Source organism: Streptomyces sp. x-80 (assembly GCF_046549095.1).
GTDB classification, from domain to species: Bacteria; Actinomycetota; Actinomycetes; order Streptomycetales; family Streptomycetaceae; genus Streptomyces; species Streptomyces celluloflavus.
Genome location: NZ_JAJPWM010000019.1, coordinates 11824 through 38774, shown reverse-complemented (window position 1 = coordinate 38774; position 26951 = coordinate 11824). Strand labels below are relative to the sequence as shown.

Annotated in this window: 22 protein-coding genes, 2 tRNA genes and 1 pseudogene; 14 read left to right on the top strand and 11 right to left on the bottom strand. The window is 70.6% G+C overall.

The genetic code is table 11. The features are described from left to right. The first annotated feature begins 35 nt into the window (after positions 1-35). The 5 genes from ACLJWH_RS31495 to ACLJWH_RS31475 all read left to right on the top strand — a co-directional run bounded on the left by ACLJWH_RS31495 (position 36) and on the right by ACLJWH_RS31475 (position 6166). Complete coding sequence (locus ACLJWH_RS31495; RefSeq protein ID WP_411145171.1) at positions 36-1124, top strand: ABC transporter ATP-binding protein; 1089 nt, start codon at positions 36-38, stop codon at positions 1122-1124. Next, the gene (locus tag ACLJWH_RS31490) at positions 1117-2127 is read left to right on the top strand and encodes a 2-aminoethylphosphonate ABC transporter permease subunit (protein WP_411145170.1); all 1011 of its coding nucleotides are present in this window, start codon (positions 1117-1119) and stop codon (positions 2125-2127) included. The genes ACLJWH_RS31495 and ACLJWH_RS31490 overlap by 8 nt, the downstream gene beginning before the upstream one ends. Further along, a complete protein-coding gene (locus tag ACLJWH_RS31485; RefSeq protein WP_411145169.1) occupies positions 2114-2911 on the top strand; it encodes an ABC transporter permease in 798 nt (265 codons plus the stop codon). The genes ACLJWH_RS31490 and ACLJWH_RS31485 overlap by 14 nt, the downstream gene beginning before the upstream one ends. A 185-nt stretch (positions 2912-3096) precedes the next feature. Next, the gene (locus ACLJWH_RS31480) at positions 3097-4230 is read left to right on the top strand and encodes a 2-aminoethylphosphonate ABC transporter substrate-binding protein (protein WP_411145168.1); all 1134 of its coding nucleotides are present in this window, start codon (positions 3097-3099) and stop codon (positions 4228-4230) included. A gap of 430 nt (positions 4231-4660) precedes the next feature. Further along, entirely contained in the window at positions 4661-6166 is a 1506-nt protein-coding gene (locus ACLJWH_RS31475; RefSeq protein ID WP_411145167.1) for an alkaline phosphatase family protein, read from the top strand. Positions 6167-6228: 62 nt separating this feature from the next. Here the strand turns inward: ACLJWH_RS31475 and ACLJWH_RS31470 are convergent, their stop codons facing one another. Both ACLJWH_RS31470 and ACLJWH_RS31465 read right to left on the bottom strand, forming a co-directional pair. Next, positions 6229-7005 carry a GntR family transcriptional regulator gene (locus ACLJWH_RS31470; protein WP_411145166.1) on the bottom strand — a complete coding sequence of 259 codons (777 nt, stop codon included), beginning with the start codon at positions 7003-7005 and terminating at the stop codon, positions 6229-6231. Beyond that, a complete protein-coding gene (locus tag ACLJWH_RS31465) occupies positions 7005-7538 on the bottom strand; it encodes a GntR family transcriptional regulator (RefSeq protein WP_411145165.1) in 534 nt (177 codons plus the stop codon). The genes ACLJWH_RS31470 and ACLJWH_RS31465 overlap by 1 nt, the downstream gene beginning before the upstream one ends. A gap of 152 nt (positions 7539-7690) precedes the next feature. Between ACLJWH_RS31465 and ACLJWH_RS31460 the strand changes: the two genes are divergently transcribed. The 5 genes and pseudogenes from ACLJWH_RS31460 (at position 7691) to ACLJWH_RS31440 (ending at position 11217) form a co-directional block, all read left to right on the top strand. After that, on the top strand, positions 7691-7996 hold the full coding sequence (locus tag ACLJWH_RS31460; protein WP_411145164.1) for a hypothetical protein: 306 nt from the start codon (positions 7691-7693) through the stop codon (positions 7994-7996). A 141-nt stretch (positions 7997-8137) separates the two neighbouring features. Continuing rightward, positions 8138-8917 (top strand): HAD-IIA family hydrolase, encoded by a 780-nt coding sequence (locus ACLJWH_RS31455; protein ID WP_411145163.1) that lies wholly within the window; start codon positions 8138-8140, stop codon positions 8915-8917. 368 nt (positions 8918-9285) lie between these two features. Further along, entirely contained in the window at positions 9286-9819 is a 534-nt protein-coding gene (locus ACLJWH_RS31450; RefSeq protein ID WP_411145162.1) for a hypothetical protein, read from the top strand. Positions 9820-9858: 39 nt separating this feature from the next. Next, a pseudogene (locus ACLJWH_RS31445) lies at positions 9859-9939 on the top strand (class F sortase); the annotation flags it as partial. 219 nt (positions 9940-10158) lie between these two features. Next, positions 10159-11217 carry a glycoside hydrolase family 6 protein gene (locus tag ACLJWH_RS31440; protein WP_411145161.1) on the top strand — a complete coding sequence of 353 codons (1059 nt, stop codon included), beginning with the start codon at positions 10159-10161 and terminating at the stop codon, positions 11215-11217. Positions 11218-11372: 155 nt separating this feature from the next. Here ACLJWH_RS31440 and ACLJWH_RS31435 read toward each other — a convergent pair whose 3' ends face one another. The 3 genes from ACLJWH_RS31435 to ACLJWH_RS31425 form a co-directional block, all read right to left on the bottom strand. Further along, positions 11373-13325, bottom strand: coding sequence for a galactose oxidase-like domain-containing protein (locus tag ACLJWH_RS31435; RefSeq protein WP_411145160.1), 1953 nt, complete (start codon positions 13323-13325; stop codon positions 11373-11375). Then, a complete protein-coding gene (locus ACLJWH_RS31430; RefSeq protein ID WP_411145159.1) occupies positions 13322-15235 on the bottom strand; it encodes a glycosyltransferase family 2 protein in 1914 nt (637 codons plus the stop codon). Before ACLJWH_RS31430 ends, ACLJWH_RS31435 begins: the two co-directional genes overlap by 4 nt. A 749-nt stretch (positions 15236-15984) precedes the next feature. Beyond that, positions 15985-16058: transfer RNA gene (locus ACLJWH_RS31425), tRNA-Lys, on the bottom strand. A gap of 1013 nt (positions 16059-17071) precedes the next feature. Here ACLJWH_RS31425 and ACLJWH_RS31420 point away from each other — a divergent pair. The 4 genes from ACLJWH_RS31420 (at position 17072) to ACLJWH_RS31405 (ending at position 21984) form a co-directional block, all read left to right on the top strand. Next, positions 17072-17491: an SsgA family sporulation/cell division regulator gene (locus ACLJWH_RS31420; RefSeq protein WP_411145158.1), complete on the top strand. Its 420-nt coding sequence runs from the start codon at positions 17072-17074 to the stop codon at positions 17489-17491. Beyond that, complete coding sequence (locus ACLJWH_RS31415) at positions 17491-18762, top strand: hypothetical protein (protein ID WP_411145157.1); 1272 nt, start codon at positions 17491-17493, stop codon at positions 18760-18762. The genes ACLJWH_RS31420 and ACLJWH_RS31415 overlap by 1 nt, the downstream gene beginning before the upstream one ends. Positions 18763-19100: 338 nt before the next feature. Beyond that, positions 19101-19694, top strand: coding sequence for a lytic polysaccharide monooxygenase (locus ACLJWH_RS31410; protein ID WP_411145156.1), 594 nt, complete (start codon positions 19101-19103; stop codon positions 19692-19694). Between the two features lie 616 nt (positions 19695-20310). Next, positions 20311-21984: an AMP-binding protein gene (locus tag ACLJWH_RS31405; RefSeq protein ID WP_411145283.1), complete on the top strand. Its 1674-nt coding sequence runs from the start codon at positions 20311-20313 to the stop codon at positions 21982-21984. Positions 21985-22145: 161 nt separating this feature from the next. Here the strand turns inward: ACLJWH_RS31405 and ACLJWH_RS31400 are convergent. The 6 genes from ACLJWH_RS31400 to ehuB all read right to left on the bottom strand — a co-directional run bounded on the left by ACLJWH_RS31400 (position 22146) and on the right by ehuB (position 26905). Beyond that, a tRNA-Lys gene (locus ACLJWH_RS31400) sits at positions 22146-22219 on the bottom strand. Between the two features lie 248 nt (positions 22220-22467). After that, complete coding sequence (locus ACLJWH_RS31395; RefSeq protein ID WP_411145155.1) at positions 22468-23226, bottom strand: IclR family transcriptional regulator; 759 nt, start codon at positions 23224-23226, stop codon at positions 22468-22470. A gap of 476 nt (positions 23227-23702) precedes the next feature. Next, entirely contained in the window at positions 23703-24458 is a 756-nt protein-coding gene (gene ehuA / locus ACLJWH_RS31390; RefSeq protein ID WP_411145282.1) for an ectoine/hydroxyectoine ABC transporter ATP-binding protein EhuA, read from the bottom strand. Between the two features lie 109 nt (positions 24459-24567). Beyond that, the gene (gene ehuD / locus ACLJWH_RS31385; protein WP_411145154.1) at positions 24568-25218 is read right to left on the bottom strand and encodes an ectoine/hydroxyectoine ABC transporter permease subunit EhuD; all 651 of its coding nucleotides are present in this window, start codon (positions 25216-25218) and stop codon (positions 24568-24570) included. Beyond that, the gene (ehuC, locus tag ACLJWH_RS31380) at positions 25215-25976 is read right to left on the bottom strand and encodes an ectoine/hydroxyectoine ABC transporter permease subunit EhuC (RefSeq protein ID WP_411145153.1); all 762 of its coding nucleotides are present in this window, start codon (positions 25974-25976) and stop codon (positions 25215-25217) included. The genes ehuD and ehuC overlap by 4 nt, the downstream gene beginning before the upstream one ends. Beyond that, on the bottom strand, positions 25973-26905 hold the full coding sequence (ehuB, locus tag ACLJWH_RS31375) for an ectoine/hydroxyectoine ABC transporter substrate-binding protein EhuB (RefSeq protein WP_411145152.1): 933 nt from the start codon (positions 26903-26905) through the stop codon (positions 25973-25975). The genes ehuC and ehuB overlap by 4 nt, the downstream gene beginning before the upstream one ends. Positions 26906-26951 lie beyond the last annotated feature (46 nt).

Genomic DNA, 26951 nt, shown 5'->3' with positions numbered 1-26951 from the left:
CGGGCGACGGGCGATCGGGTATCCGCTTCGACTCGGTGACCGTGGCATACGGCAGGAACGGGGAGCACACGGTCCTGGACCGGCTCGACCTCACCGTCGAACCGGGCGAGGTGATGGCCCTGCTCGGCCCGTCCGGCTCCGGGAAGACCACCGCACTGCGGGCGGTCGCCGGCTTCGTCCGGCCGGTTTCCGGGCGGGTGCTGATCGGCGGCCGGGACGTGACCGGACTGCCGCCGTACCGGCGCGGCATCGGCATGGTCGTCCAGCAGTACGCGCTCTTCCCGCACATGAAGGTGGCGGAGAATGTCGCCTTCGGTCTCAAGGCGCAGAAGACGCCACGCGCCGAGATCGCCGGGCGGGTCACCGAGGCGCTGGAGATGACCGGTATGGCCGGGTACGCCGGCCGGTACCCCCGGGAGCTGTCCGGCGGGCAGCAGCAGCGGGTGGCCATCGCGCGGGCGCTGGCCATCCGCCCCGGCGTACTGCTGCTGGACGAGCCGCTGTCCGCGCTCGACGCCCAGCTGCGGTCCGGAATGATGGCCGAACTCGCCCGCCTGCACCGCGAGTTGCCGGACGTCTCCATCCTCTACGTCACCCACGACCAGGTCGAGGCGCTGACACTGGCCGACCGGATCGCGGTGATGGACCGGGCGCGGCTGCGCGACTGCGGCACCCCCCAGCAGCTCTACCGGCGCCCGCGCACCGAGTTCACCGCCTCCTTCGTCGGCACCGCGAACCTGCTGCCGGTGACGGTGCTGGACGACGGGGCCGCCCGCGAGGACGGCGGCGGCCGGGTCCGTTTCGGCGGCCGGACGCTGCGCGTGCCCGTCGGCGGCGCGGCCGCGGGCGCCGACGCCACCCTGTGCGTACGCCCCCACCTCATCGGCCTCGGTGAGAGCCCGGCGGCGGACGGCAACACGCTGCGCGGCCCGATCACCGAGGTCCAGTGGCGCGGCGCCACGCACCGGCTGTACGTGGCCGTGGACGGTCACCGCGTCATGGCCGACCTGCGCGAACTGCGCGAGACACCGGCCCTGGGCGACACCGTCGCACTGCACTTCGCCCCCGAGGACGCCGTCCTCATCCCGGCGGGCCTCACGGAGGACGGTGCGCACGATGCCTAGGACGGATACGGCGGTCATGGCGGACAGGGCGGACAGAGCGGACGTGGCGGGTGTGGCGGACACGGCGGCGCGTACGGTGCCGGACCCGGATCCGGGACCTCCCGCGCCGCCGGGGCGCCGTCCGGCGGGCCGGGGCCGGGGCCGGTCGAAGGCCGGCTGGGTACTGCCGCCCGTCGCCGCCCTCGGCCTGGTCTTCCTCTACCCGCTCGCCCTCGTGGTGTGGCAGTCCTTCACCCCCGAGGACGGCGGGCACTCCACCGCCCCGTACGCGGCGGTCCTCGCCGAGGCGTCCTTCCGCGACGCACTGGCGAACACCGTCCTGATCGCCGTCGGCGCGACCGCCGGCGCGCTCGCCCTCGGGCTGGTGCTCGCGCTGGTCATCGCGTTCGTGCCGTTCCCCGGCGGCCGGGCGCTCAGCCGCTTCATCGACATCTTCCTCGCCTTCCCCTCCTTCCTGATCACCCTCGCCCTGCTGTTCCTCTACGGCACGGTCGGCATGGCCAACGGACTGTGGACGGACGTGACCGGCGCCGCGAGCGGTCCGCTGGACTTTCTGCGCACCCCCTGGGGCGTACTGCTCGCCGAGATCACCTACTTCACACCGTTCGTGATGCGACCGCTGCTGGCCGCCTTCTCCCAGGTGGAGACCGGGCAGTTGGAGGCCGCCGCTGCACTGGGCGCACGGCCGTGGCGGATCGTCCGGAAGGTGATCCTGCCCGAGGCGCTGCCCTCGCTCGCGGCGGGCGGCGCGCTCGTCCTGGTGCTCTGCCTCAACGAGTTCGGGATCGTGCTCTTCACCGGCGCCAAGGACGTCGTCACGCTGCCGATGCTCGTCTACACCAAGGCCATCCTCGACGGCGACTACACCGGAGCCTGCGTCGTCGCCGTCGTCAACATCGCGCTGTCCGTCGCCCTCTACGCCCTCTACCGGACGGTGGTGGCGCGCACCGGCCCGCGGAGCGCCTCGCGTACAGGAGGTGTGCGCCGTCGTGCTGGTGCATAGCAAGGGTGCCCGCCGGGCCGTCTGGGTCCTCTTCTTCGTCCTCTTCCTGCCGGTGTTCGCGCTGCCGCTGCTGGTGATCGTCGCCGCGTCCTTCGCGACGAGCTGGAGCGGCGCGCTGCCCTCCGGGCCGACCCTCGCCCACTACCAGGACATCGCGCACGGCGACGCGGGGCAGGCGCTGCTCACCAGTGTGCTGACGGCGCTGGCGGCGAGCGCAGCCGCGCTCACCGTCGGGACCTGGGCGGCGCTGGCCGCCGAACGGCTCGGCCGGCGCGCCCGGCGGATCGTCGACGGGCTGTTCCTGCTGCCGGTCGCGGTGCCCTCCGTCGTCGTCGGGCTCTCGCTGCTGGTCGCCTTCTCGCAGCCGCCGTTCCTGCTCAACGGCACCCCGCAGATCGTGATCATCGCGCACACGGTGCTGGTCACCGCCTTCGCCTACCAGTCCGTGACGGCCGCGCTGACCCGCCTGGACCCGGCGTACGAGCAGAGCGCGGCCGGTCTCGGCGCCCGCCCCGGCTACGTCCTGTGGCGGGTCAAGCTGCCGCTGCTGCTGCCCTCGCTGACCGCGGCCGCGGGGCTCTGCTTCGCGCTGTCCATGGGGGAGCTGAGCGCCACGATGATGATCTATCCGCCGGACTGGATGCCGCTGCCGGTGCAGATCTTCGCCACCACCGACCGGGGTTCCCTCTTCGCGGGCGCCGCCCTCGCGGTGACCCTGATGGCCGCGACGCTGATCGTGCTGCTCGGCGTCTCCCGTATCCGCACGAAGGCCGCTTACCGCTGACCGCCCCGGACCGGACGGACGGACCGCACCGGAGTGCGCGGACGGACCGCCCGGCCCGCCTGACCGGCCCCGGCCCGTACGACGGCCCGTACGACGGGGCTGCCCCGCCCCCTCCCGTCGCCCGACCACCTCGCCTCCCCTCCGCCTCCCCTCCGCCCCACCCCGTCAAGGAGACACGACCCGCCATGCGCACCACCCCCACCAGTGGCAACTCCAGTCCCCACTCCGGTCCCCACTCCCGTCCGCATCCGCACCGCCTCACGGTCCGCAAACCGCTCGCCGCCTGCTGCGGTGCCCTCGTCCTCGGCGTCTCGCTCACCGCCTGCGGCGGTACCGGGAGCGCCGACGCGGACGCCAAGGAGATCACCGTCTACAGCGCCGACGGCCTCAAGAGCGAGCGCGGCGACGGTTTCTACGACCGGGCCTTCGCGGACTTCGAGAAGAAGACCGGCATCAAGGTCAACTACGTCGAGAGCGGTTCCGGCGCGGCCGTCCAGCGGCTGGCCCGCGAGAAGGCCAACACCAAGGCCGATGTGCTGGTGACCCTGCCGCCGTTCATCCAGCAGGCCGACGGAAAGGGCCTGCTGGACACGTACCGGCCCAAGGGCTCGGAGCAGGTCGCGGCCGCGGACAAGGACCCCCACGGCAAGTGGACCTCGGTCGTCAACAACTACTTCTGCTTCATCTACAACAAGAAGGAGCTGGCGCAGCCGCCGCAGTCCTGGCAGGACCTGACGGACCGCCGGTTCGCGGGCAAGCTCCAGTACTCCACCCCCGGCGTCGCCGGTGACGGCACCGCCGTCGTCATCAAGGCGCTGCACGACTTCGGCGGCCAGGGCCCGGCCATGGAGTTCCTCAAGAAGCTCCAGGCCAACAACGTCGGTCCGTCCGCCTCCACCGGCCAGCTCGCGCCGAAGACCGACAAGGGCGAACTGCAGGTCGCCAACGGCGATGTGCAGATGAACTACGCCAATATGAAGTCGATGCCGAACCAGGGCATCTTCTTCCCCGCGGCGAAGCCCGGCGCCAAGCCCGCCACCTTCGCCCTGCCCTACGCCGCGGGCCTGGTCAAGAACGCCCCGCACGCCGCGAACGCCAAGAAGTTCCTGGACTACCTGCTCTCCGAACCGGTCCAGCGGCAGGTCTCCGAGGTTGGCGGCGGCTTCACGGCCCGCAAGGACGTCAAGGCCACCGACGAGAACGCCACCGCGCTCGCCAAGATCATGGCGGGGGTGGACATCTTCCAGCCGGACTGGCAGGACATCAACAAGAACCTGGACTCCTACATCGGCGCGTGGAAGACGGCGACCGGCAGCTGAGCGTTCACCGCCGCAGCCGACCGTTCACCCGCCGACCCCTGACATCCGCACACAGATTGCGGAAGAGTAACGGGTCTAGTCCCAACGACCCGTGTGGGTAAGGGAATTGGCGCCACGGACGACGCGTGACGAGCTGCTCGCCGCAGGTCACACACCCCGTACCCCCCGGCGTCGCGCTCCACTTCCTACGTCCGCTCCCTACGTCCGCTCCCTAAGTCCGCTCCCTGCATCCACGCCGCACGCTTCACGTCGCACGCTCCATGCCCCCGAATCCCGGAGGACCGCCATGCTGTCAGCGTCCCCAGCGTCCCCAGCGTCCCCAGCGTCCCCAGCGTCCCCAGCGTCCCCAGCGTCCCCAGCGTCCCCAGCGTCCCCAGCGTCCCCAGTGCCGTCCGTACCTACGGCACCGTCGGCGATATCCCGCTCCCGAATGTCGAGAAGGGCCTGGCTCACCGGCGCCACCGCCGGCCTCGCGGGCGCCGCGCTGGCCACCGGGCCGTTCGCCGGTCTCGCCCGAGCCGCTACCGGCCGCCCCGCCACCCCCAAGGTCCTGGTCATCGGGCTGGACGGGGCCGGCCGGCTGGACCGCGTCAAGGAGGCCGCCACACCCACCCTCGACGCCCTGATGGCCACCGGCATCACCGCCCCCAGCAGCCTCTACGCGAGCCCGATGGCCCGTACGGAGTCCGCCCCCGGCTGGTCGACGATCATCACCGGTGTCTGGCCCGACAAGCACGGCGCCAAGGACAACAGCTTCACCGGCGCCGACTACGCCAGTTACCCCGACTTCCTCACCCGTATCGAACGGGCCCGGCCCGCGCTGCGCACCTACGCCGTCGCCTCCTGGGGCCCCATCACCGAGCGGATCTTCTCCGCCGAGGTCGACACCCGTTTCTCCACACCCGGAGCGGAGTACGACAAGGGCACCACGGCGCGCGCGGTCGCCCAGCTCAGGGACGGCGACCCCGACGCGGTCTTCGTCCAGCTCGACAACGTCGACCACGCGGGCCACTCCTCCGGCGCCGCCAGCCGCGCGTACCTGGACGCCCTGCACACCGCCGACGCCCAGGTCGGCGAGCTGCTGGCGGCGGTCAAGGCCCGCCCCGGGTACGGCTCCGAGGACTGGCTCATCCTGATCACCGCCGACCACGGCCACACCGACCCCGGCGGACACGGCGGCTCCAGCTGGGCCGAACGGCAGACCTTCGTGATCGCCGCCGGTGGCGGTCTGCCGGCCCGTACGGTCCGCGAGGACGTCAAGCTCGTCGATGTCGCCGCCACCGCCCTGCACCATCTCGGCATCGCCGTCGACCCGGCCTGGAAACTGGACGGCCGACCCCTCCACGAGCCCTCCGCCGACGCCTTCGACACCCTGCGCCCCCAGCTCGGTACGGCGGTCGACGAGACCGGCGTGGGCGCCTCGGTGCTCGGCTTCACCCACACCCCGCCCGCCGGCTGGTCGGTGGACAACACCGCCATGGGCGGCGGAGGGGTCACCGAGTGGCGCGGCTGGTCCTTCACCACCGATGAGTTCTGGACCAAGACCGCGCCCGACCAGCAGCGCGAGTCCAACGTCCGGGCGCGCGGCGTCTTCGCGGTGGCCGACGGCGACGAATGGTCCGACAAGCCCCGCACCGGCACCTTCGACTCCACGCTCGTCACCCCCGCCTGGCCGGTCCGGGGCGGCACCACCGCCACCCTGTCCTTCACCTCCCACTACCTCCAGGAGGGCACCCAGAAGGCCGAGGTACTGGTCTCCTACGACGGCGGCCCCCCGAAGCCCGTGCTGGCCTACACCGCCGACGCCGTCGCCCGCACCGAGAACCTCACCCTGAAAATCCCCACCGGCACCCGCACCGTCCAGGCCCGCTTCCGCTACACCGGCGGCAACGACTGGTACTGGGCGATCGACGGGGTGCGGCTGAGCGGGGGCTGACCGGATCCGGCGTTTCGCTGCCTGCGTCCGTCCGTCCGCGGAGCGCGAGCGGACGGACCCTCTCACTCCGCCGCGAACTCGTACTGCAACTCATACAGATGGCCTGCCTTGACCATCACCGTGACCTCGATGGGCCGCTCCGCGTCGCTGTAGACAACGCGCAGGGTCCGCAACACCGGCAGGTCGCCGGGCAGTCGCAGCGCGGTGAACTGCTCCTGGGTGGGTACCCGTGCCGAGACCCGGTCCACGCTGAGCCGGGGCGGATATCCCAGCTCGGCGAGGAGACTCGGGGTGCCGCCCTTGATCTTCGGGCGCCTCGCGATCGCGGTCCCGCGCGCGATCTCCAGCGGGTAGTAGGAGCTGACCAGTTCCACCGGTTCGTCGTCGATCAGCAGCAATTGGTGGCGGAGCAGGGCCATGCCGCCTTCCGGGAGCTTCAGCAGCGCGGACACATCGGCGGGCGGAGTGGTTTCCGTGACCTGGAGCAGCCTGCTACGCGCACGGGTGCCGAGCTTCTCGGCCTCGGTGAGCCAGCGGTAGCGGTCGTCGGGGTCCACCGGGGCCATATACGAAGCCGGTCGCATGGTGCGTTGCCGGTGTTCGCGTACGGTGACGGAGGCTCCAGCCCGTCCGACGACCAGACGTTCGTCCTTCAGGAGTTGCAGCGCCTTCTGCACGGTCGCGTTCGAGGCGGCGAACCTCACCGTGAGCTGCGCAGTGGACGGCAGCTTGGCGCCCGGGGCCAGGTCGCCGTTCATGATCTCGTCGCGCAGGTCGGCGGCGATCCGTTCGTGCAGAGAGCGGTGGTCGAAGGTGTCGTGATCGTTGGGCACCGTCATCAGATCCTGACGTCGTAGCTCAGGTGCTGCGCGACCATTGTCATCCTGTCGACCTGGATCGGTCGGTCCTGAGCGTCCAGTGTGAGCCGGATCAACTGCATCACAGGCTGACCTGGTTCGATCTCCAGAGCCCGCTGTTCTTCCTCGGTCGGCAGCCGGGCGCTGACATCCTCGCGGGCCCGGACCCCCGCATATCCGAGCTCGGCGAGCAGCGTGATGGCCCCTCCGGGAATCTTCGCCGTCCTGGCGAGGCGGGTGCCGTGGGCGATGGCCAGCGGGTAATAGGTGTCCGTCAACTCGCAGGGACGCCCGTCGAGATACATGATGCGCCGACGTACGACGACGTTGTCCCCCCGGGCCAGACCGAAAGCTTCGGCCACCTCGGCGGGCGCAGACACTTCCCCTGCCTGCACGATCCGCTGACTGCTGTGACGGCCTTTGGCCGCGGTCTCGGCACCCCAGGCGTCGCGCTGCCCCTTCTCGCGCGGGGTCAGATACGGCACTGAGGTGGTGCCCCATTCGATGCTGCTCACGGCACCCTCCGGTCCGGTCGGCCATCTCCCCTGCCGACCTTGCTGCTTTACAGAGTAAGTGATGCCCTTGCAGCCCTCACCAACCTTGATGCTATTCGCGAATAGCGGTACATTGCTGACGTGAACGGTACCGGAATGAGGGGTGGTCCACCATGTCCCTGTCCTCGTCACACCGAGCCCGGCTGCTCCCGTGGTCCGGCCCTGAGGACAAACCGTCCTACGTCATCGGCGAGGGAACCGGCCCGGTGTCGCGTCTCGCCGACGAGGTTGAGGCGGCGCAGCTCGGAATGGGGGTCGAGTTGCTGGGGCACGCGCGGGCGATGCTCGGTGACCGCACCGTGTCCGATGGCGAGCTGCGCTTCCTCGGTGACCGGCTGGTCGAGGCATTGCGGGATGTGCTGCGGATCGCCGAGAGCCGGGGCGCGGAGCGAGCCGTGACCGAGCGTGACCCCGGGTGATCACCCAGGGCGCCGCAGGCCCCGGCTGACTTAGGGTGGGGGCGTCGGCCGTACGTACGAGGCGTGGGTCACTCGCGTGATCTGCGCTGGGTGCGGGAGCGGCCGGCGCCCCTGGTCAACACGTACGGCAGGAGTCCGGCAGTGGCAGAGCGCAAGCCGATCGAGTCATGGCTCACCGACATGGACGGCGTCCTGATGCACGAGGGCATTCCGGTTCCCGGGGCGGACGCTTTCATCAAGCGGCTGCGCGAATCGGGCAAGCCCTTTCTCGTGCTGACCAACAACTCCATCTACACCCCGCGTGACCTGCATGCCCGGCTGAACCGCATCGGCCTGGACGTGCCCTGGGAGTCGATCTGGACCTCCGCGCTGGCCACCGCCCAGTTCCTGGACGACCAGCGCCCCGGCGGCACCGCGTACGTCATCGGCGAGGCGGGGCTGACCACCGCCCTGCACGACATCGGCTACGTCCTGACCGACCACGCCCCTGATTACGTCGTCCTCGGCGAGACCCGTACCTACAGCTTCGAGGCGCTCACCAAGGCCATCCGGCTGATCAACGACGGCGCCCGGTTCATCGCCACCAACCCCGACGAGACCGGTCCCTCGGCGCAGGGCGCGCTGCCCGCGACCGGTTCGGTGGCCGCGCTGATCACCAAGGCGACCGGCGTCGACCCGTACTTCGTCGGCAAGCCCAACCCGCTGATGATGCGGCACGGGCTGAACGTCATCGGCGCCCACTCCGAGACCTCCGCGATGATCGGCGACCGGATGGACACCGATGTGGTGGCCGGGCTGGAGGCGGGCATGGAGACCTTCCTCGTACTCACCGGCCTGACGCGCCCCGAGGAGGTCGAGCGGCATCCGTTCCGGCCCTCCCGGGTGGTCGATTCGATCGCGGACCTCGTCGAGCTGGTGTGACCTGAGGGGCGGGAGGGGCTGACTTACCGGCCTTGTGCCGGGGCGGGTGGGGGCGGGGAGGCTCGTGCGACCGTCGGCGGTCTGTCCGGCTCCCCTCCCGCCTGGTCCTGGCCTCCTCCCGTCTGTCCTGCTCTCTCCCGGCTTCCCGCGCGCCCGGGTACGGGTCTGCGCGCCCAGGTACGGCTCTGGACGGGCCGGATGCCTCTGGGGCGGCCGCGTACCGTCCCCGTACGGGCGGCCCCGCTCCGGCTTCGTGCGGTCCGGCGCGGGCTGGTCCGGGGTGGGCGGATGCCGCCGCCGTCACCGCGATGGCGTACTCCCGGGCCGCACCGGATGCGGGCGGCCCCGACCGGGTGGATCTTCGGGGCATGCCGAGGTTCCCCACGCGCTCACCGCAGCTCATTCTCTGCGCCGCGCTCGCGGCCTGCGCGGGGACGGCGGCACCCGCGTACCCAGGAGACGAGCACGGCGCCGGGGCCGGCACGGCTTTTGTCACCTCGGTCTCCGCCGCCTCGGTTTCCTCCACCTCGGTTTCCTTGGCTGCTCCCGGTGTCGCGGTATGGGGCGGTGGGACGGCATGGGGCGGCGGGAACGTACGGGGCGGCGCCGGGGTGGCCGTATCAGGCGTGGACATCGCGCCGTCCGGGAGCGCCGTGCCGGCCGGGGCGGCTGTTGCGTCCCGGGCCACGGTTCCGCCCGGTACCGCTGTTCCGCCCGGGACCGTCACCCCGTCGGAAACCGCCGCTCCCGACGGCCGCGCCGCCTCCGGCCGTGAGCTGAGCAGCGCCGGAGCCGTCGGCCTGGTGCTGGCCGGTGGCGCCGTCCTGGTCATCGCGGGCCAACTGCTGCGGCTGAGACTGCGCATCCGGCGCGAACGGCAGAGCGGTGGCGATGGTCGCTGAGGACGGCGGGGCCACTGCACCGGCACCGGCCACCGACACTTGCTGACCGGTGTGGCCTGGGCGGTACTGCTGTTGGGCCTGTGGCTGTGGGGGAGTGATGTGACGGGCGGGGTAGCGGCAAGCAGGCGGCCGGAGACACCGGGAAGGTGCACGGCACGGGAGCACTGGACGGGGGCGCGGGAAGGGGCGGCAGCCCGGTGTTCCCGCTGTTTTCCACAGGGTGGCGTCCGCACGTAATGGCTTGTCCACAGGCCGACTTGGGCTGCGTAGGCGTGTGCCAGGATGAATCAGGCCGGTGGTCTTCCGCCGGTCGGGTTTCCTGCTCCGAGGGGGGAGAGGATGTACGGGAGTCTTCGGGGAGCCGGAGGTGGACCGCCGGGCGAGCGCCGGTCCGGCCGCCCACGCACCGCGCTCGGCGCGGCAGTGGCGCTGGCGACGCTGCTGCTGCTCACCGCCTGTTCCGCCGGCCAGGGCGACGCCATCTCCCTGCCCAGACCGGGCCAACGTCCCTTGTCCGACGGGCCGTTCTGGGTCAACCCGGACAGCAAGGCGTCCCGCCAGGCCGGTGCATACGGCAAGGACGGCAAGGCCACCGAAGCCCGGCTCGTCCAGCGGATCGCGGTGCAGCCGACCGCCGAATGGATCGGCACCGACGACCCGGAAGGCCAGGCGCGGGGTTTCACCGAAGCGGCCGCCGCGGCGGACCGCGAGGCCCTGCTCGTCCTCTACAACATCCCGCACCGCGACTGCGGCAGCTACTCCCGGGGCGGCGCCTCCGACGGCAACGCCTACCGGGCCTGGCTGGACGGCGTCCGCAGAGGCATCGGCGACCGCGCCGCCACCGTCATCCTGGAACCCGACGCGCTGCCGCACATCGAGGACCGGTGCACCCCGCAGCAGTTCCACGAGGAGCGCTACGCCCTGCTCACGGAGGCGGTCGGGGGACTCAAGCGGCTGCCGCACACCAAGGTCTATCTGGACGCCGGCAATCCGCACTGGATATCCGACCCCGGCCGGATGGTCGAACCGCTCCAACGGGCCGGTATCGACCGGGCCGACGGCTTCGCGCTGAACATCTCCAACTACCGGACCACACAGGAGAACGCCCGCTACGGGAAGCGGCTGTCCGAGATGGTCGGCGGCAAGCACTTCGTCATCGACACCAGCCGGAACGGCAACGGCCCGGCCTCCGGCGGTGACACCCCCGAGAACTGGTGCAATCCGCCCGGCCGCGCCCTGGGGACGCCGCCCACGACCAAGACCGGCGACGACCGGATCGACGCCTATCTGTGGATCAAGCGCCCCGGCGAGTCGGACGGCACCTGCAAGGGCGGCCCCAAGGCCGGCGACTGGTGGCCGGACCGCGCCCTGGAACTGGCCCACAACGCGAAGAAGTAGCGGTTAGGGCGGCACGGCCCCGGTTACGGGGAGGCGGAGGGGAGGCGGGCGGGGGAGGGGGAGGGGGAGGGGCGGGGGAGCCCCGGGGACCAGGACACCAGCCCTCTCGCCCACCCGCCCACCCGCCCTCTCGCGCCATACGCCAGGCGCGCGCGTCAGCCGGGATGCCCCGCCTGCGGGACTTTCACCCACACCGCCTTGGACGGCGTGCCCTGATCGTCGACCGCGTTGAGCATGTACCAGCCGGGCGGGACCAGCGACGGGTCCTTGGGCACGGTGACCGTCACCCCGTCCTTCGTCGCCGTGAAGTCCAGGGCGATCGACCGCTGTTCGATGTTGGTGACATGGGTGAACGAACCGGGCCGGAGCAGCCGCATCTTCTTGATCGATGCGGGGCGGGAGGAGCGGTACGTCGCCGTGCCGCCGAGCGTGACCGTCCTCGGCCCTGGATCCGTCAGCTCGGGGCGCGAGGGCCGGAAGAGATACGGCGGGGTGTAGAGGTCGATCTGCTGCTGGAAGACGCCGGGCTTGGTGTTGTCCTTGTCGGCGTAGAGCGAATCGGACCCGAAGGTCATCACCCGGCCGTCCGGCAGCAGCAGTGCGCCGGAGTGGTAGTTGCGGCCCACCAGCGGATCGGCCACCGCACGGGAGGTGTTGGCCTTCGGGTCGTACAGCTCGGCCTTGAGCACGTTGGAGTCGCTGCGCCCGCGGTAGTCGCCCGAACCGTTGGTGGTCAGCACCGTGTCGTCCGGCATGATCACGCTGCTCGGGTAGCGGGCCTTCTCGTACAGATCCGGGCCGTCCGTGAACCGCGGGCTGGGGGCGTGCAGATCCACGATCCGGGTCTTGGCCGTCGAACGGGGGTCCTCGCCGACTCCGCCGCCGCCGAGCACCATGTACCGCTGTTCCTGGGCGGGCGGCAGCAGCACGGACATCGACGTCTCCAGGATCTTCGGATCGCTCATGCCCGGCACGACCCGGAACGCGTTGGACTTCAGATCCCAGATGCCGGGGGCGCGGCCGACGTTGTCCGGGCCATAGCCCGCATTGGAACCGGTGTAGAAGATCCGGCCCTTGTCGGTGAGGAAGAGCGCGGGATACGTCGGGAAGAACCGCTGCTTGGGCAGGTAGGTCCACTTCTTGGTGGCGGGGTCGTAGATCTCGTTCTTGCCCGGGACGACCTGCCCGATCTCGTCCAGCCCGGAGACCGACAGGACCTTGCCGTCCTCCAGCGTGGTCAGCGTCGGATACCAGCGCGCTTCGTTCATCGGGTCGACGGAGATATAGCGCTCGGCCACCGGGTCGAACTCGAAGGAGTCCTTGATGCCCTGGAAATCCTTCTTGTCGAAGGAGAGTTTCTGTGCGATGCCGTAGAAGTTTCGGGCGTCGGCACCGGTCAGGCCGTGGATGCGGTAGTTGTCCTGAGCGCCGGTGGAATACGCGCGGCCGTCCTCAAGCGCCTCGACGTATACCCGGGCCTCGCTGTGTGTCACGGTGACCCGGCCGGTCACCGGGTCCTTGGTCTTCTTCGCGCGCGGCACCACGATCGCGTCCTTGGAGGCGAACGTCTTGCCGTTCTGCTTGCCGGTGAACAGTGTGCCGGCCGGGAATGTCTTGGGGCCGTCCGGATTCTCGTTGTAGACGATCATGAGGCCGCCGGCCTTCTTCACATCGCCGCCCAGCTTCTCGTAACGCTGTGTGCCGCCCGCCACCAGAAGATTGCCGTTCGGCAGCTGGGTGTGCCCGGAGCAGAAAAGATCCTTGGGTGTCGGGATGTTCTTGAAGGTGTTCCGCGCCGGATCCCACAGCACCGTACGGAACGACTTGGCCTTGAAATTCGCCGCGTTATTGCCCGAACCGGCGACCAGCAGCACCTTTCCGGTGTGCAGCAGAGCCGCGTGGATGGTGTTGATACGGTACGCGTCCGGAACGTCGACGACATCCCAGTGGCCCTTCGCCGCTTTGTACTCCGGCTTGTTGATCGTGTACTGGTGGTACTTCTCCGAGGCGAAGCCGTAGAGAGCCGGGCCGTTCACCCCGGCCAGCGCGAGCACCACCGCCGTCGCTATCGCCACTCTGCGGGCGCGACGGCTCGGACGGTACTTCATGTGTGACGTCCCCCAAGGGCGATCTGCATGGTCTGTTCGGCGGCGGCTGGTCCGACGGCCGGGGCAGCGACCTGGGCGGCATTCGGGGCGGCGGCCAGGACGGCTTCGGCCGTCTTCCGTCCGCGCCGCTGCGCGCGTACGCCCAGCCGCCAGGCGACGATCGGCGCGGCCGTGATCAGCAGGGCGAGCGTGGCCCAGGTGATCATTGCCGGGTGGCTGTGGCCGAGTACGAAGGAAGCGCCCAGCGAGCCACCGAAGACGAGAAGGAAGAACAGATGCACCCGGAACGTGCCGAACAGCGTGTCCGGGCTGGACGAATCACCCTTCGGCGTCACCACGAACGTGCTCTTGCGACGCAGCACGGTATCGAAAAGCGAACGCGCGTAAATCGGCGCGGACAGCGCGGACATCACCATACCGGCGACACCACCGGAGCCCTCCGGCTCATGCGGGGAGACATTGTGCCGGCGGTTCCAGACGTACAGTCCGATCTGCAATGCCGAGGCATTGCCGTACAGCATCATCCACACCGACGGATCGATCTGCACACCCGATGCACCCAGCCCCAGGAACAGCGCACAACTGAGCGCCGCCAGAATCCAGTTCAGCGCCGACATCGGATAGAAGATGACCATCATCGTGTAGTTGAAGAGCCGGCCGGGCGGCAGTGTGAAAGGCGCCTTCCAGAACTGCTTGAGTATGGTCTCGTACGTGCCGCGCGACCAGCGCAGCTGCTGGGTGAAGAAGTCCGTCCATGCTGTGGGTCCTTCACCGACCGCGAGCACATCCGGTGTGTAGACCGACCGCCATTTCTTGCCGGTCTGCGGATTACGGTGCCGGTGCATTTCGAATCCGGTCGCCATGTCCTCGGTGATCGAGTCGTACAGCCCGCCGATCTGCTTCAGGGCGCTGATACGTACGGCATTGGACGTGCCGACGAACATCGGCGCGCCGTAACGGTTCCCGGCCCGCTGGATCAGTGCGTGGAAGAGGAACTGCTGCGACTCGGCGGCCTTGGTGACGAACGTGTCGTAATTCCCGTACACCTGGGGGCCGATGACGAAGCCGACATCCGGATCACGGAAGAAGCCGAGCATCCGCTCCAGATAGTTCGGCAGCGGGACGTGGTCGGTGTCCACGGACGCGAAGAAGTCGTAATCATCGCCGTGCGCCTGGAGCCAGGCGTTGTAATTCCCGTGCTTGGTCTTGGCGCGGTGCGGGCCCTTTGCCTGATTCCACTGTGGAACGCCCTTCCGCGTGAAGTGATGCACGCCCAGCCGCCGGCAGACCTCCTTGACCCCGGGGTCGTCGCCCTCGTCCAGCAGCCAGATGTGCAGCAGCCCGCGATGACGCACCCGGACCGCCGCCTCCAGCGTCTTCGTCACCATCGCCAGTGGCTCCTTGCCTGGCACGAAGGAGGTGAGGAAGGCGACGCGGGTGCCGCTCTCCGGGATGACCGGGACGGGGTCGCGGGCGACGAGCGTGGCGTGCGCGTTGGAGAGAACGTTCATGCAGCGGAAGAGCTCGATCAGCCCGATCGAGACGAGCATGACGGTGTCCAGGACCGGGAGGAAGTCATAGGCGGGGTAGTCGCGTTCGGTCCAGTGGGCCGGCTGCATCAGCCAGACGAGCAGCCCCAGCGAGACCAGTGGCGCGGCGCCGAGCAGCAGGGCCGCGCGTATCCGGTGCGGTTCGCCGGCCAGCAGTGAGCGGTAGCGGACCGTATAGGGCTTACCGGGTTCCGGCTGGGTGAGCGGACCGGCGAGCCGGCTGTAATGCTCGTAGTCGTAGCGCGGCAACGGGCGCCGCTGGACCCGCCGTCGCTGCTGCTGGTGCGGTACGCGCAGGCGCGCCGTCGCGGACGGATCGAATGAATGCTGCGGCCGGGCGCCCTCAGGCGGCGACGTCATGAGTCCATCCCCCCGCACGCGGCGCCGGCCACGTGCACTGTTCCGATGGCCCGTGCCCCGGTCCCCCCGGACCGGCTCGGGCTACTGGTGTCGACCGTCCCGCCGAGAGACGGTGACGGGCCCATTCCGGTTGTGTGCTCGAACGCCTCGCCTTCCTCGCGGTGCGGCGAGGTCCCCGCGCCCGTTTCACAGCAACCGGTACAACCCCCAACTCCTGTGCATCACGGCCGAATTCGGCCGTGGTCCCAGGTCAGGGTGCCCAACCACTTCCATGATCGCAAGGCCGAACATGTTGCCTAAGGACAAGGCAGTGCAATCCGGGTGATCCTTGCGCGGGGTATCCGTTGAATCCACAACTGTGCAGTAAATACGCGGCAATTGTGGGGTGACTGTGTGGATTCTGGGGGATGCTGCCGAAGTGCCGGGGGGAGTGTGGCGCGGTGCGGCGTGGTGCGATGCGGCGCGGTGCGCGCGTCTGGGGTGACCTTCGGGGGTGGGGGTGTCTCGGGATCGGGGGTGTGGGGAGTGGCGGCCGGGGTGGTGATCCGCAGGCCGTGATCGGCGGTCGCGGTCGGTGGCCAGGTGGCCCGGTGTGGCGGCGGCCGCTCCATGGTGCCGAACAAATATTCGGACCAGGGGTCGCCGTCCGTGCCGATCACCCGCCCGGCGCGCGGCCCACCCGTTACGTGCCCCCGCCGCCCCATGCAATGACTGAGGCCCCTCGCATGGCGAGGGGCCTCAGTGTTACGTGCGCCGCCAGGGACTCGAACCCCGGACCCGCTGATTAAGAGTCAGCTGCTCTAACCAACTGAGCTAGCGGCGCGCGCTGACCTGTAGAACTTTACACGACCCCCGGCGGTACTCCGAACCGCCTAACCCGCTTCCATGCATGCAAACGCTGTGAGGCGGGCCACACTCGTTCACTCTGATGCGGCCTTTATTACCCCACGAGAAACTTTCCCGGTGCGGGCCGAAAGGCCCTTGATCTCGGGACTTTCGACTAATGGGTTGCCCGAATTGGTCTGTGAAGATCGAGTTCGTAGCTGTAGTACATCAGTTGCCCCGTCAACATGCGGTATCTCCTGCCAGTTGAGAGGCTGAGGCGAAGGCCAAGGCGAAAGAACTGAACGAGTCTGGAGGGGAGCTGGAATGGCAGCGCCGGGATGCGCCGAATACGGGCACGCGGACACCCGCGGGCGCGCGCATGGCCGCCCGACTCGCAGCATGCCCGCGGGCAGTCGCAGCCGCGCCGGACGAGGCCCCCGGCGACAGGCGAGGCTCCGGACAGCGGCAGCACCCGTACCCGTACCCGATCCCGTACGGACCGCACCGCGCTCCCCGGCGGGACCGCCGCGCCGCCGCCCCCGCACCCCGATACCGGCCCCGCCCCCGGCCCCGTACGCCCGGCCGGACTCCGCCCGGCACACCCGGACGGGACCGAGTCATCACGCGCCGCTCAACGGCCCGACCGGCCGCGCCCGCCGGAGTGATCCCGGTGGACGCGGGGCGCACCGATGCCATGGACACATCGACGGCTACGGCCCGCCCCGCGGCGGCCGGCCAGTGGCGAACGGACCTGCCACGAGGCCCGAGTCCACGGGAAGGCACGGGCACGGAGGCAGGCACCGGCGGCGGGTCTCCCCGTGAACGCGCGGACAGCGGTACGGGCCGCGCCGAGGGCCGGTCCGGCCCGTCCGCGCGCCCCGGCAAACCATGGCGTCCGTCACTCCTTCCCCACCTCCTGCAACCCCACCCTGCACGGCAGCGTCTGCTAGGACGCGCGCCCCGGATTCGGGTCTCCCGGGACTCGCCCCTCCCTTGGAAAGGTTGATCGTCGTGGTGTCGACAGCCAAGCGCACCCTTGAGATGCAGCTCCTCCTCGGTCCGGAAGGTACGGTGCCGGTGGCGGGCCGGTTCAGCTACCGCAGTGACCGTCCGTTCGAGGTCGAGGTCGTCTTCATCAGCCGTGGCCGGACGGTCGCCACCTGGCTGTTCGCCCGTGAGCTGCTGCTGAACGGACTGCGCGACGAAGCGGGGGAGGGGGACGTAAGAGTGTGGCCCTTCCGTGGACTCAACGGACAGCGCCGGGTCCATATCGAGCTGTCCACCGACGAGAACGTCTGCGAACTGTCGGTACGCGCGACGGAGCTGACCGCCTGGCTGGAGCAGACCGCGGCGATCGTGCCGCCCGGCCACGAGGACCGCTACCTCGACATGGACATTCACCTGGCCAGGCTGTTCGCGGGGAAAAGCTGATGACGACCACAACCACCACCATGACCACCGGCACGACGACGGACGCGGTGTCGGCAACGACACCGGCGGGGACGGCTGCGACCGGTCCCGACCTCGGCATACCGCCCACGCCCCGGGTCCCGGCCCGCCGGGCACCGGGGGTGACAGGGAGCGGCCGGCCGGATACTGACGCCCGGTCGGCCATCGGCGCCGACCCGCTCGGCACCCAGGGCGATGCAGCCTCCGCCCTCCCGCCGCACGATCCGCGGGCACACGGCTTCCTGCCCGAGCGGCCGCCGGTCCGTTCCATGATCGGTACGTGGACCCGGCTGGACGCCATGGCCCGCGAGGTGGCGGTCGCCCCCGGCCGCGAGGCCGCCGTCGCCATCGTCGAACGGGCCCGCGACGCCGACGAGTTGAGCGCCCTGCGGCAACGGGTCTCCCGGCTGTCGCCACGCAACGCGGAGGCCGCCGCCATGCGGGTGGCGGTGATCGCGGTGGCCTGCGGCTGGGGCGGACTCGACCCGCTCGCACCGGCCGCGCGCCAGTCCGCCGACGAGGGATTCCTCGATCTGTGGGCCGCCATCGCGCACCGGATCGACCATGAACAGTTCGTCGCGCTGCCCACGCTCGCGCTGCACAACTGGGCGCCCGAACGCAAACCCCGCCGGCACATCCCCATCGACCAGCTGGCCCGCACGGAACCGCTCGTCCCGATCGTCCGCTGGGCACCGGAGGGGCAGCCGCTCAGCCGCCTGGACCTGTTGATGCTGGCCGCGACCCGGCTGGAAGCGCACGGCATCTGGCTCTTCCGGCTCGCCGAAACCCTCGCGGGCCGCGCGCCCGACGACTCCTCCACGCCGACGGCGCTGCGCCGCCTCGTCCGTATCCAGCACTCCTTGCGCGCCCAGCTCCACTCCGAGGCGGCGGGGCTGGCGGCGGCTCCGGCAACCGCCCAGCAGCGCGCGGTACTCGGCGCGCTCGCCGAACAGGGCGCCCTGGAACCACCGGTACTCCAGGCCGCGGACGCGGTGCTCGGCGTCGGCGGGCGGCGGGCCGGCGAGGGCAGGCGCCAGCATCTGCGCCGCCACCTCCCGGTGCAGCACCGTGCCTGGCTCAGCGCCATGGACCGCCACTGCGCCCCGGTACGTACCCTCGCGCACCGTGGCGGCCCCGATGCCGCGATCTACCGCGAGGCCCAGGAGTCCCTCATCGCCCTCCGCCGCACCTACGCCGGCCTCGTACAGACAGCGGCCCGTCCGGTCTCCGGCCCCCTGACAGCCGCGGCCTGACGTCAGCCGGACGGCCGGACAGTCCCGCCCGGCCCGCCGCACCGGGGCTACGGGCGGGACGCCCAGGCCGGGGGGTGCGGGATGCCCTGTCCCCGCCTGCTTGCCCCCGCCCCGCCCCGCCCCGCCCCGCCCCGCCCCGCCCCGCCCCGCCCCGCCCCGCCCCGCCCCGCCCCGCCCCGCTTGCGGCGTCTCCGTTTTCCCTGTTGGCCGGTTTCGGAAACCGGAGTTCCGGTTGTTATTGGTATGGACATGTCTAACGTCGCTTACTAGTCTGCCATGTGGTCTAGACCGCCGTACTTCACTCACCCCCTCGGAACCCCCACGTTCAGGAGCGAAGCATGCGCAAAAGGATCAGCGCTGCCGTGGTCGGCCTCGGCATCGCCGGCGTTTCCCTGCTGTCCACGAGCAGCGCGTCCAGCCACGGCTACAGCGACGCACCCATCAGCCGCCAGGCGCTCTGCGCCAATCACACCGTCACGGACTGCGGTGCGATCCAGTACGAACCGCAGAGCGTCGAGGGGCCCAAGGGCTTCCCGGCCGCCGGTCCCGCCGACGGCAAGATCTGCTCCGGCGGGCACGACTCGTTCGCCCAGCTCGACGATCCGCGTGGCGGCAAGTGGCCCGGCACCAAGCTCGCCGCGGGGCAGGGCTACACCTTCAGCTGGCGACTGACGGCACGTCATGCCACCACGGACTTCGAGTACTTCATCACCAAGGACGGCTACGACCCCACCAAGCCGCTCACCCGCGCCGACCTCGAACCCCAGCCGTTCATGACGGTACCGATGGGCGGTGTGCAGCCGGGTTCGACGGTGCAGCACCAGGGCACCATCCCGACCCAGAAGAGCGGGCGCCACCTCATCCTGGGCGTATGGAACATCGCCGACACGGGCAACGCGTTCTACGCCTGCTCGGACGTCGATCTCTCCTGACGTCCGGCGCGCCTGACGTCGCCGGATCCTCCGGTGGGCCTCCCCGTCTTCCCCCGGGGAGGCCCTCGGCGCACCCACGCCACCTTCCCCTCTCGATCCACAACCCCGTTCCCCTGTCCGTCCTCATTCGCCTCTCCTCCCGCAATCTCATCCATCGCTCCCCTCGCCGCCCCGCCCTCTCTCGCATCCACCGCGCTCCGCCCCATCCCATCCCGTCCTGTCCCGCCCCCGTCCTGTCCCGCCCCTCTTGCCCCGCCCCCTCACTGTCCCTTCTGGTTCGTAATCAACGTTACGAGCAGCGGTAGTTGGGGGCGTCAACCCATGGGTTGGTCGTGCGCGGCGCGTTCGTGGACCCGTGGTGTGACGCCCGCTCCGCTCTGGTCGCCCGACGCGCTCACCATCTGCGCCCGCTGCGCCCTCCCCGACGCGCGCCCCTCCACATCTGACGCCCAGTCAATTACCCTGCACCGCCATGACGGCGGCCAACAGCACCAACCCCGACCCCGGATCCACCTCCGGCACCACCCCAGGCCCCATACCTCACCCTCACCCCACCAGCCGCCCCGCCACCGTCGCCGAACTCGTCCAGGCGCAGTGGGGCGATCACCGGACCGGTATGAAGTACGGGGAGCTCAGCCTCACGCATCATGAGATGGCCGCCGGGGCGGCCACCCGTGCGGCGCTGCTGGCGGAGCTGCTGCCACGAGGTGCGGAGCCGCATATCGGTGTGCTGCTCGACAACGTCCCCGAATACCCGCTCTGGCTCAGCGCGGCGGCGCTCGCCGGGGCTGCCGTGGCCGGGATCAACCCCACCCGCCGCGGCCCGGAACTCGTCCGCGACATCGCGCACACCGACTGCGCGCTGCTGATCACCGAACGCGCTCACCTGCCACTGCTGGCCGGGCAGGCTCTCCCCGTCCCGCCCGGCCGCATCCTCGTCGTCGACGACCCCGCCTACCGCGCACTGCTCACCCCCTACGAGGGCGCCCGCCCCGGTGACACGCACCTCGGCAGGACCCCGCACGGCCTCGCCCCGGCCGCTGCCCCCACCCCCGCCTCCCGGATGCTGCTGTACTTCACCTCCGGCTCCACCGGCACGCCCAAGGCCGCCATCTGCACCCAGGGCCGGCTGGCCGCCGCGGGACACGCACTGGCCGGCTACTTCGGCGTACGGCGGGACGACGTCCACTACCTCTGCATGCCGATGTTCCACGGGAACGCCGTGCTCGCCGGCTGGGCCCCGGCGCTCGCCGGCGGCGCGGCCGTCGCGCTGCGCCGCCGCTTCTCGGCCTCCGCCTTCCTCCCGGACGTCCGCCGCTACGGCGCCACGTACTTCACCTACGTCGGCCGCGCCGTGCAGTATCTGCTCGCCACCCCACCCGGCCCCGACGACCGCGACCACCCGCTGCGCGCCGGGTTCGGCACCGAGGCGGGCACCGTCGACGCGGCCCGCTTCGCCGACCGTTTCGGCGTCCGCCTCACCGAGGGCTACGGCTCCTCGGAAGGCGGCGCCGCCCTCCGGCGCTCGCCGGACACCCCGCCCGGCGCCATCGGCACCGCCGCTCCCGGCGACGATCTCGCCGTCGTCGACCCGGAAACCGGCGCCGAGCTGCCGCGCGCCCGCCTCGACACGGCCGGGCGGCTGCTCAACGGCGCGGAGGCCATCGGGGAGCTGGTCAACCGGGGCCGCAGCTCCTTCGAGGGCTACTGGCGCAACCCCGAGGCCACCGCCGCCCGCACCCGTGGCCGGACATCCGCGCAGGCCGGCGCGGGCTGGTACTGGACCGGGGATCTCTTCTTCCGGGACGCCGAGGGGTTCTTCCACTTCGCCGGGCGTACGGACGACCGGCTGCGGGTGGACAGCGAGAACCTGGCCGCCACGATGATCGAGAACATCCTCGCCCGCTACGCCCCGGCAACCGGCGTCGCCGTCCACGCGGTCCCCGACCCCGTCGCCGGCGACCAGGTCATGGCCACCCTCGCACTGCGCGACGGCGCGGTATTCGACCCGGACGACTTCGTGACCTTCCTCGCCGCCCAGCCCGACCTCGGGACGAAGATGGCGCCCCGCTTCGTGCGGACCGTCGCCGCGCTGCCCGTCACCGCCACCCACAAGGTGCACCGGGCCGCCCTCCGGCGCACGGGCTTCCGCTGCCCCGAACCGGTCTGGTGGTCACCCCTGGACGCCGGACCCGCCGGGCGTGCGTACCGCCCGTTCGGCGAAGCGGACCGGGCCGCCCTCCTGGCCCACTACGCCGACCACGACCGCGCCCACCTCCTGGAGGGATGACAGGGGCATGGACGAGTGACAGCTGAGGTGTGAGGGATGAGGCGTGACACGGGTGCGGCGGGGGAGCGGACAAGAGGGCGAGAAGGCGGCTGTGTCCCGTACCCCGTCCCGCAATAACGAAGTGGGCGTCCCCGGAGAACCGAGAACGCCCACTTCTTACGTGCGCCGCCAGGGACTCGAACCCCGGACCCGCTGATTAAGAGTCAGCTGCTCTAACCAACTGAGCTAGCGGCGCGCGCTGACGAAAGAAATACTACCTGGTCCGAAGGGGTGCTTGAGACCATCCCCGGGCGGCCTCCCGCCGACGCCCCGGAGTGCCCCACCCGGTCCTCGCCCAGACCCCCGGCCCCCGGGCCCCACGCACGCGGGCGCCCGTACGGCACACCCGGTGACCTCGTACATACGCCCCGGTACGCAGCCCGCGGGCACGCGTCGATCGTGAGTCGATTGCGCACCGGCCCCGAAGCGGAGCGTTCGGATCGATCAGATCGCCAGCGAGAGCAGTACCGGGGCGGCGCGCCGGTTGAGGGCGTCGGCGGCCTGGCGCAGGCGGTGGGCGTGCTCCAGCGGCATGGAGAGCGCGAGGCAGCCGACCGTCGAACCGGCGGTGATCGGTACGGCAGCGCAGACCGTGCCGACGGCGTACTCCTGGAGATCGAGTACCGGAACCGTCGGCGGCTGGCTGTCGAGCTTGTGGAACAGCACCTTCTCGTTGGTGATCGTCCGGGAGGTGAGCCGGGCGGTCTTGTGGCGGGAGAGGTGATCCATCCGGCCGTCGTGGTCCAGCTGCGCGAGCAGACACTTGCCGACCGCGCTGGCGTGTGCCGTGCGCCGGAACTCGGCCCATTCGTTGACCTTGGGCGCGAGCGGGCCGTCGGCGTAGTGGAGGATCTTGACCTCGCCGTCGATGTACCGGCTGATGTAGACGGCGGCGCCGACGGAATCCCGCAGCTCGTCGAGGGTGATCTGGAGCTTGTCGCGCAGTGCCTGGTCGCGGTCGCCGCCCGAACCCAGCAGGAGGAGCGACTCGCCGACGACATACGCCCCGTCCGCCAGCTGCTCCACATAGCCCTCACGCCGCAGCATCGCCAGCATGTGGCTGAGGTTCCCCGCGGGCAGGCCGGTTTCGCGGGCGAGCTGCACATCGGTCACGCCACCGGCGTGCCTGGAGATGGTTTCGAGCACGCGAAGGGCGTACTGCACCGAATGGAACGGCGCGGTCGGCTCGGGCTTCAGCGCCACGGTGTCCCCCTAGCAGGTTGTTACCGCTTGCATCGTGCCGTCACTGGAGGATGTGGCCGGCGTGATTGCCGACCACTCCCGGACAGCGGGCTTCTATCACGATAGCGGTCAACAGCCATGGATGGAGGGGGTCTTGACCGAAAACCGGCGCCGCCGAGGGGTCTGTCCAGGCGCGCATTGCGCTGGCATATGCCCTAGGCACAGTAGGGCGTCTCTACCGGGGGCGTTGCCGGACCGTGCCGCGCACCGAAAACCTGCACTCCGGTATGCCGGAACCCTTCCCTCCAGTAGGTCGTAGGCCCTTTCCGGTACCCGCCGGAGCCCGGCCCCGTGACGGGGCCGGGCTCCGGCGCACGGGCGCAAAGAGCGCGTGGAGCACGATAGGGGCGCGCGATGGAGAACACGCGCTGTTACACCGTTACGGCACCTGACCAAGGACCGTCATGGCATCCCGGACGGTCGCCGCACCGGCCCCGTCACAGCACCGCGCTCAGGAACTCGCGGGTCCGTTCGTGCTCCGGCGCTGTGAAGATCTGCTCCGGCGGGCCGAACTCGATGACCCGGCCGGCGTCGAACATCATCACGCAGTCGGAGATGTCCCGGGCGAAGTTCATCTCGTGCGTGACGCAGAGCAGCGTGATGTCCGTGGAGCGGGCGATGTCCCGCAGGACGTCCAGCACACCGGCCACCAGTTCCGGGTCGAGCGCCGAGGTCACCTCGTCCAGCAGCAGCACCTTCGGCCGCATCGCCAGCGCCCGCGCGATGGCGACCCGCTGCTGCTGGCCGCCGGAGAGCTGGCCCGGGTACTTGTCGAGGTGATCGGTCAGGCCCACCAGGTCCAGCAGTTCGCGGGCGCGCTCCTCCGCGGCGTCCTTCGTCAGGCCCAGGACGTGCACCGGGGCCTCGGTGATGTTCCGCAGCACCTTCATGTTCGGGAAGAGGTTGAACTGCTGGAAGACCATGCCGATGTTCCTGCGGACCGCGCGGCTGTGCCGCTCGCCCGCCGGGACGAGCCGGCCGCCCTTCTCCTCGTGCGTCAGATAGTCGCCGTCGAACATGATGGTGCCCTCGTCCGGCTTCAGCAGCGTCATCATCAGCCGCAGGATCGTGGTCTTGCCGGAGCCGGAGGGGCCGATCAGCGTCACGTGCTTGCCGGAGTGGACCGTCATGTCCAGCGCGTCCAGGACGGTGTGGGCGCCGAAGCGCTTGGTGACCTTGTCGAAGCGGATCAGCTCGGCGCCGTCGGCCGCCGGGCCGCCCGGGGCCGCGGCGGTCGCCGTGTCCGGGGTGGTCGTGCCGTCCGGGACGTCCGGGAGGGTCGTGTCGTTCGGGGTGGTGCGGTCAGCGGGCAAGGCGGCGCTCCAGGGCTCGCAGGAGAAGGGAAGCGGGGTAGGCGATGACCAGGAAGGCGATACCGACGACGGTGTACGGCTCGACGGTCTGGAAGGTCTGGGACGAGAACTGCCGTGCCTCGCCCAGCATTTCCAGCACACCGATCGCGAAGAGCATCGGTGAGTCCTTCAGCATCGAGATGACGTAGTTGCCCAGCGCCGGGACGACTCGGCGGATCGCCTGCGGCAGGATCACCGCGGTCCACGTACGGCCGCGCGGCAGGCTCAGCGCCGTCGCCGCCTCCCACTGGCCGGCCGGCACGCCGTCGATACCGGCGCGGTAGACCTCGGCGGTGTACGTCGAGTAGTGCAGGCCCAGGCCGATCACGCCGGTGGCCAGGGCGCTGAGCGTGACGCCCCACTCGGGCATCACGTAGTACAGGAAGAACAGCTGCACCAGCAGCGGGGTGTTGCGCACGAACTCGGTGATCACGGTCACCGGCCAGCGCACCGCCTTGCGGGCGGAACGCTGCGCCAGGGCCCACACCAGGCCGAGCGCGAAGGCGATCAGGGAACCGAGCGCCAGGGCCTGGAGGGTGACCAGGACGCCCCGGAAGAACGCCGGCAGGAAGTCGCCGACCGCGGACCAGTCGAAGGTCATCGTGCCTCACCCCGCCCCGTGGCGCCGGCGCCCGCACCGGGCACCGCGGTGGCCGGCCGGCCACCGCCCACCCGGCGGAAGGGGCTCGCCCGCTTCGCCGGTGGCCGGCCGACACCGGCCTTGGCGTGGCGTTCCACCGCCCGCATCCCGCGGGTCAGCGCGAAGGCCAGCACGAAGTACATGACCAGGATGACCGTGTACACGGGTGCGCTCTGGGTGGTCGCGTTGCGCACCAGCGAGGCGCCGAAGGCGATATCGCCCACGCCCAGGATCGACACCAGCGCGGTGCCCTTGAGCAGCTCGATCAGCAGATTGGTGCACGGCGGGACCATCTCCGGCCACGCCTGCGGCAGGACGATCTTCCGCAGCTGCTGCGCGGGGGAGAAGCCGAGCGCGATGCCCGCCTCCCGCTGCGCCGGTGCCACCGCCGCGACCGCGCCCCGTACGACCTCGGAGCCGTACGCGCCGTACGTCAGGCCCAGCGTGAGGACCGCGGCCCACATCGGGGCCAGCTGCCAGCCGAAGCCCACCGGCAGCACGAAGAACATCCAGAACATCAGGATCAGCGCGGACGTACCGCGGAAGATCTCGAAATAGGCGCCGGACAGGAACCGGACGAACCACCGCCGGTGGGTGCGCGCCAGACCGATCACGAAAGCCGTCACCGCGCCGAGCGCCGCGCTGTAGACGGTCAGCTGGACGGTGATCCAGACGCCCTTGAGCAGCAGTTGCCACAGACCCCAGGAGATATCGCTCATGGCCGGCACTTCTCCTTGGCGGTGATCTCCGTCATCTGCTCCTGCGTGAACCCGAAGGGCCGCATGAGAGCGAGGAGTTCGCCGGACTTCTTCATCTTGTGCAGTTCACGGTTGAAGGCGTCCCGCAGCCGCGTCTCCGGGGTGCGGAACGCGAAACCGCCGGCATCGATCACCGGTTTGCCCCGCACCAGCGGGGTGACCTCGGCGGTCGCCTCGACCCTGGTGGTCCGCGACTCGCGGACGACATTGCGTACGGTCACCGCCGTGCCGGCGAAGACGTCCACCCGCCCCTGCTCGACCGCGAGCAGGCCCGCCAACTGGTCGGGCAGTGTGGTGATGCCGGTGACCCCGGCCTCCTTCGCGTAGTCGATCTCGGCGTAGCCGACGCCGGTCGCCATTTTCGCCCCGGTCCTGGCGATGTCCCGGTACGTCCGGAGCCCCTTCGGATTGCCCTTCGGGACGATGAAGGCATCCAGCATCTGGTATTCGGGATCGGCGAAGATGACCTTTGCGCAGCGCTCCGGATTGAGGTACATACCGGCGGCCACGATGTCGAACTGCTGCGAGTTCAGCCCCGCTACCAGTGAGCTGAACTCGGTGGGGAACGGCTCGACCTCGGGGACGCCGAGCCGGGGGAATATCGTCCGCGCGATGGCGGGCGCCGAGCCGGTCATCTTCCCGTCCCGGCCGATGTAGCTGTACGGCTGCTCGCCCGCCAGGCCCAGCGTGACCGAGCCCTTCGCGCGCAGCCGGGCCAGCAGCTGCCCGCCGTCCCCGGTGCCGGCCGCGGACACCCGGCTGCACGCGCCGACCGTCCCGATCGCACCCGCCGCGCCGAGCGCCGCCACCCCCGCGAGCAGCGAGCGGCGGCGGAGGCCGCCAGGTATCCGTCCTTCGTTCTCTGAGATGTTCCGCTGTGGTGGAGCCATGGCCGCGCGGCTACCCGGACACCCGGCACCTATGCCGGCCGTGTCC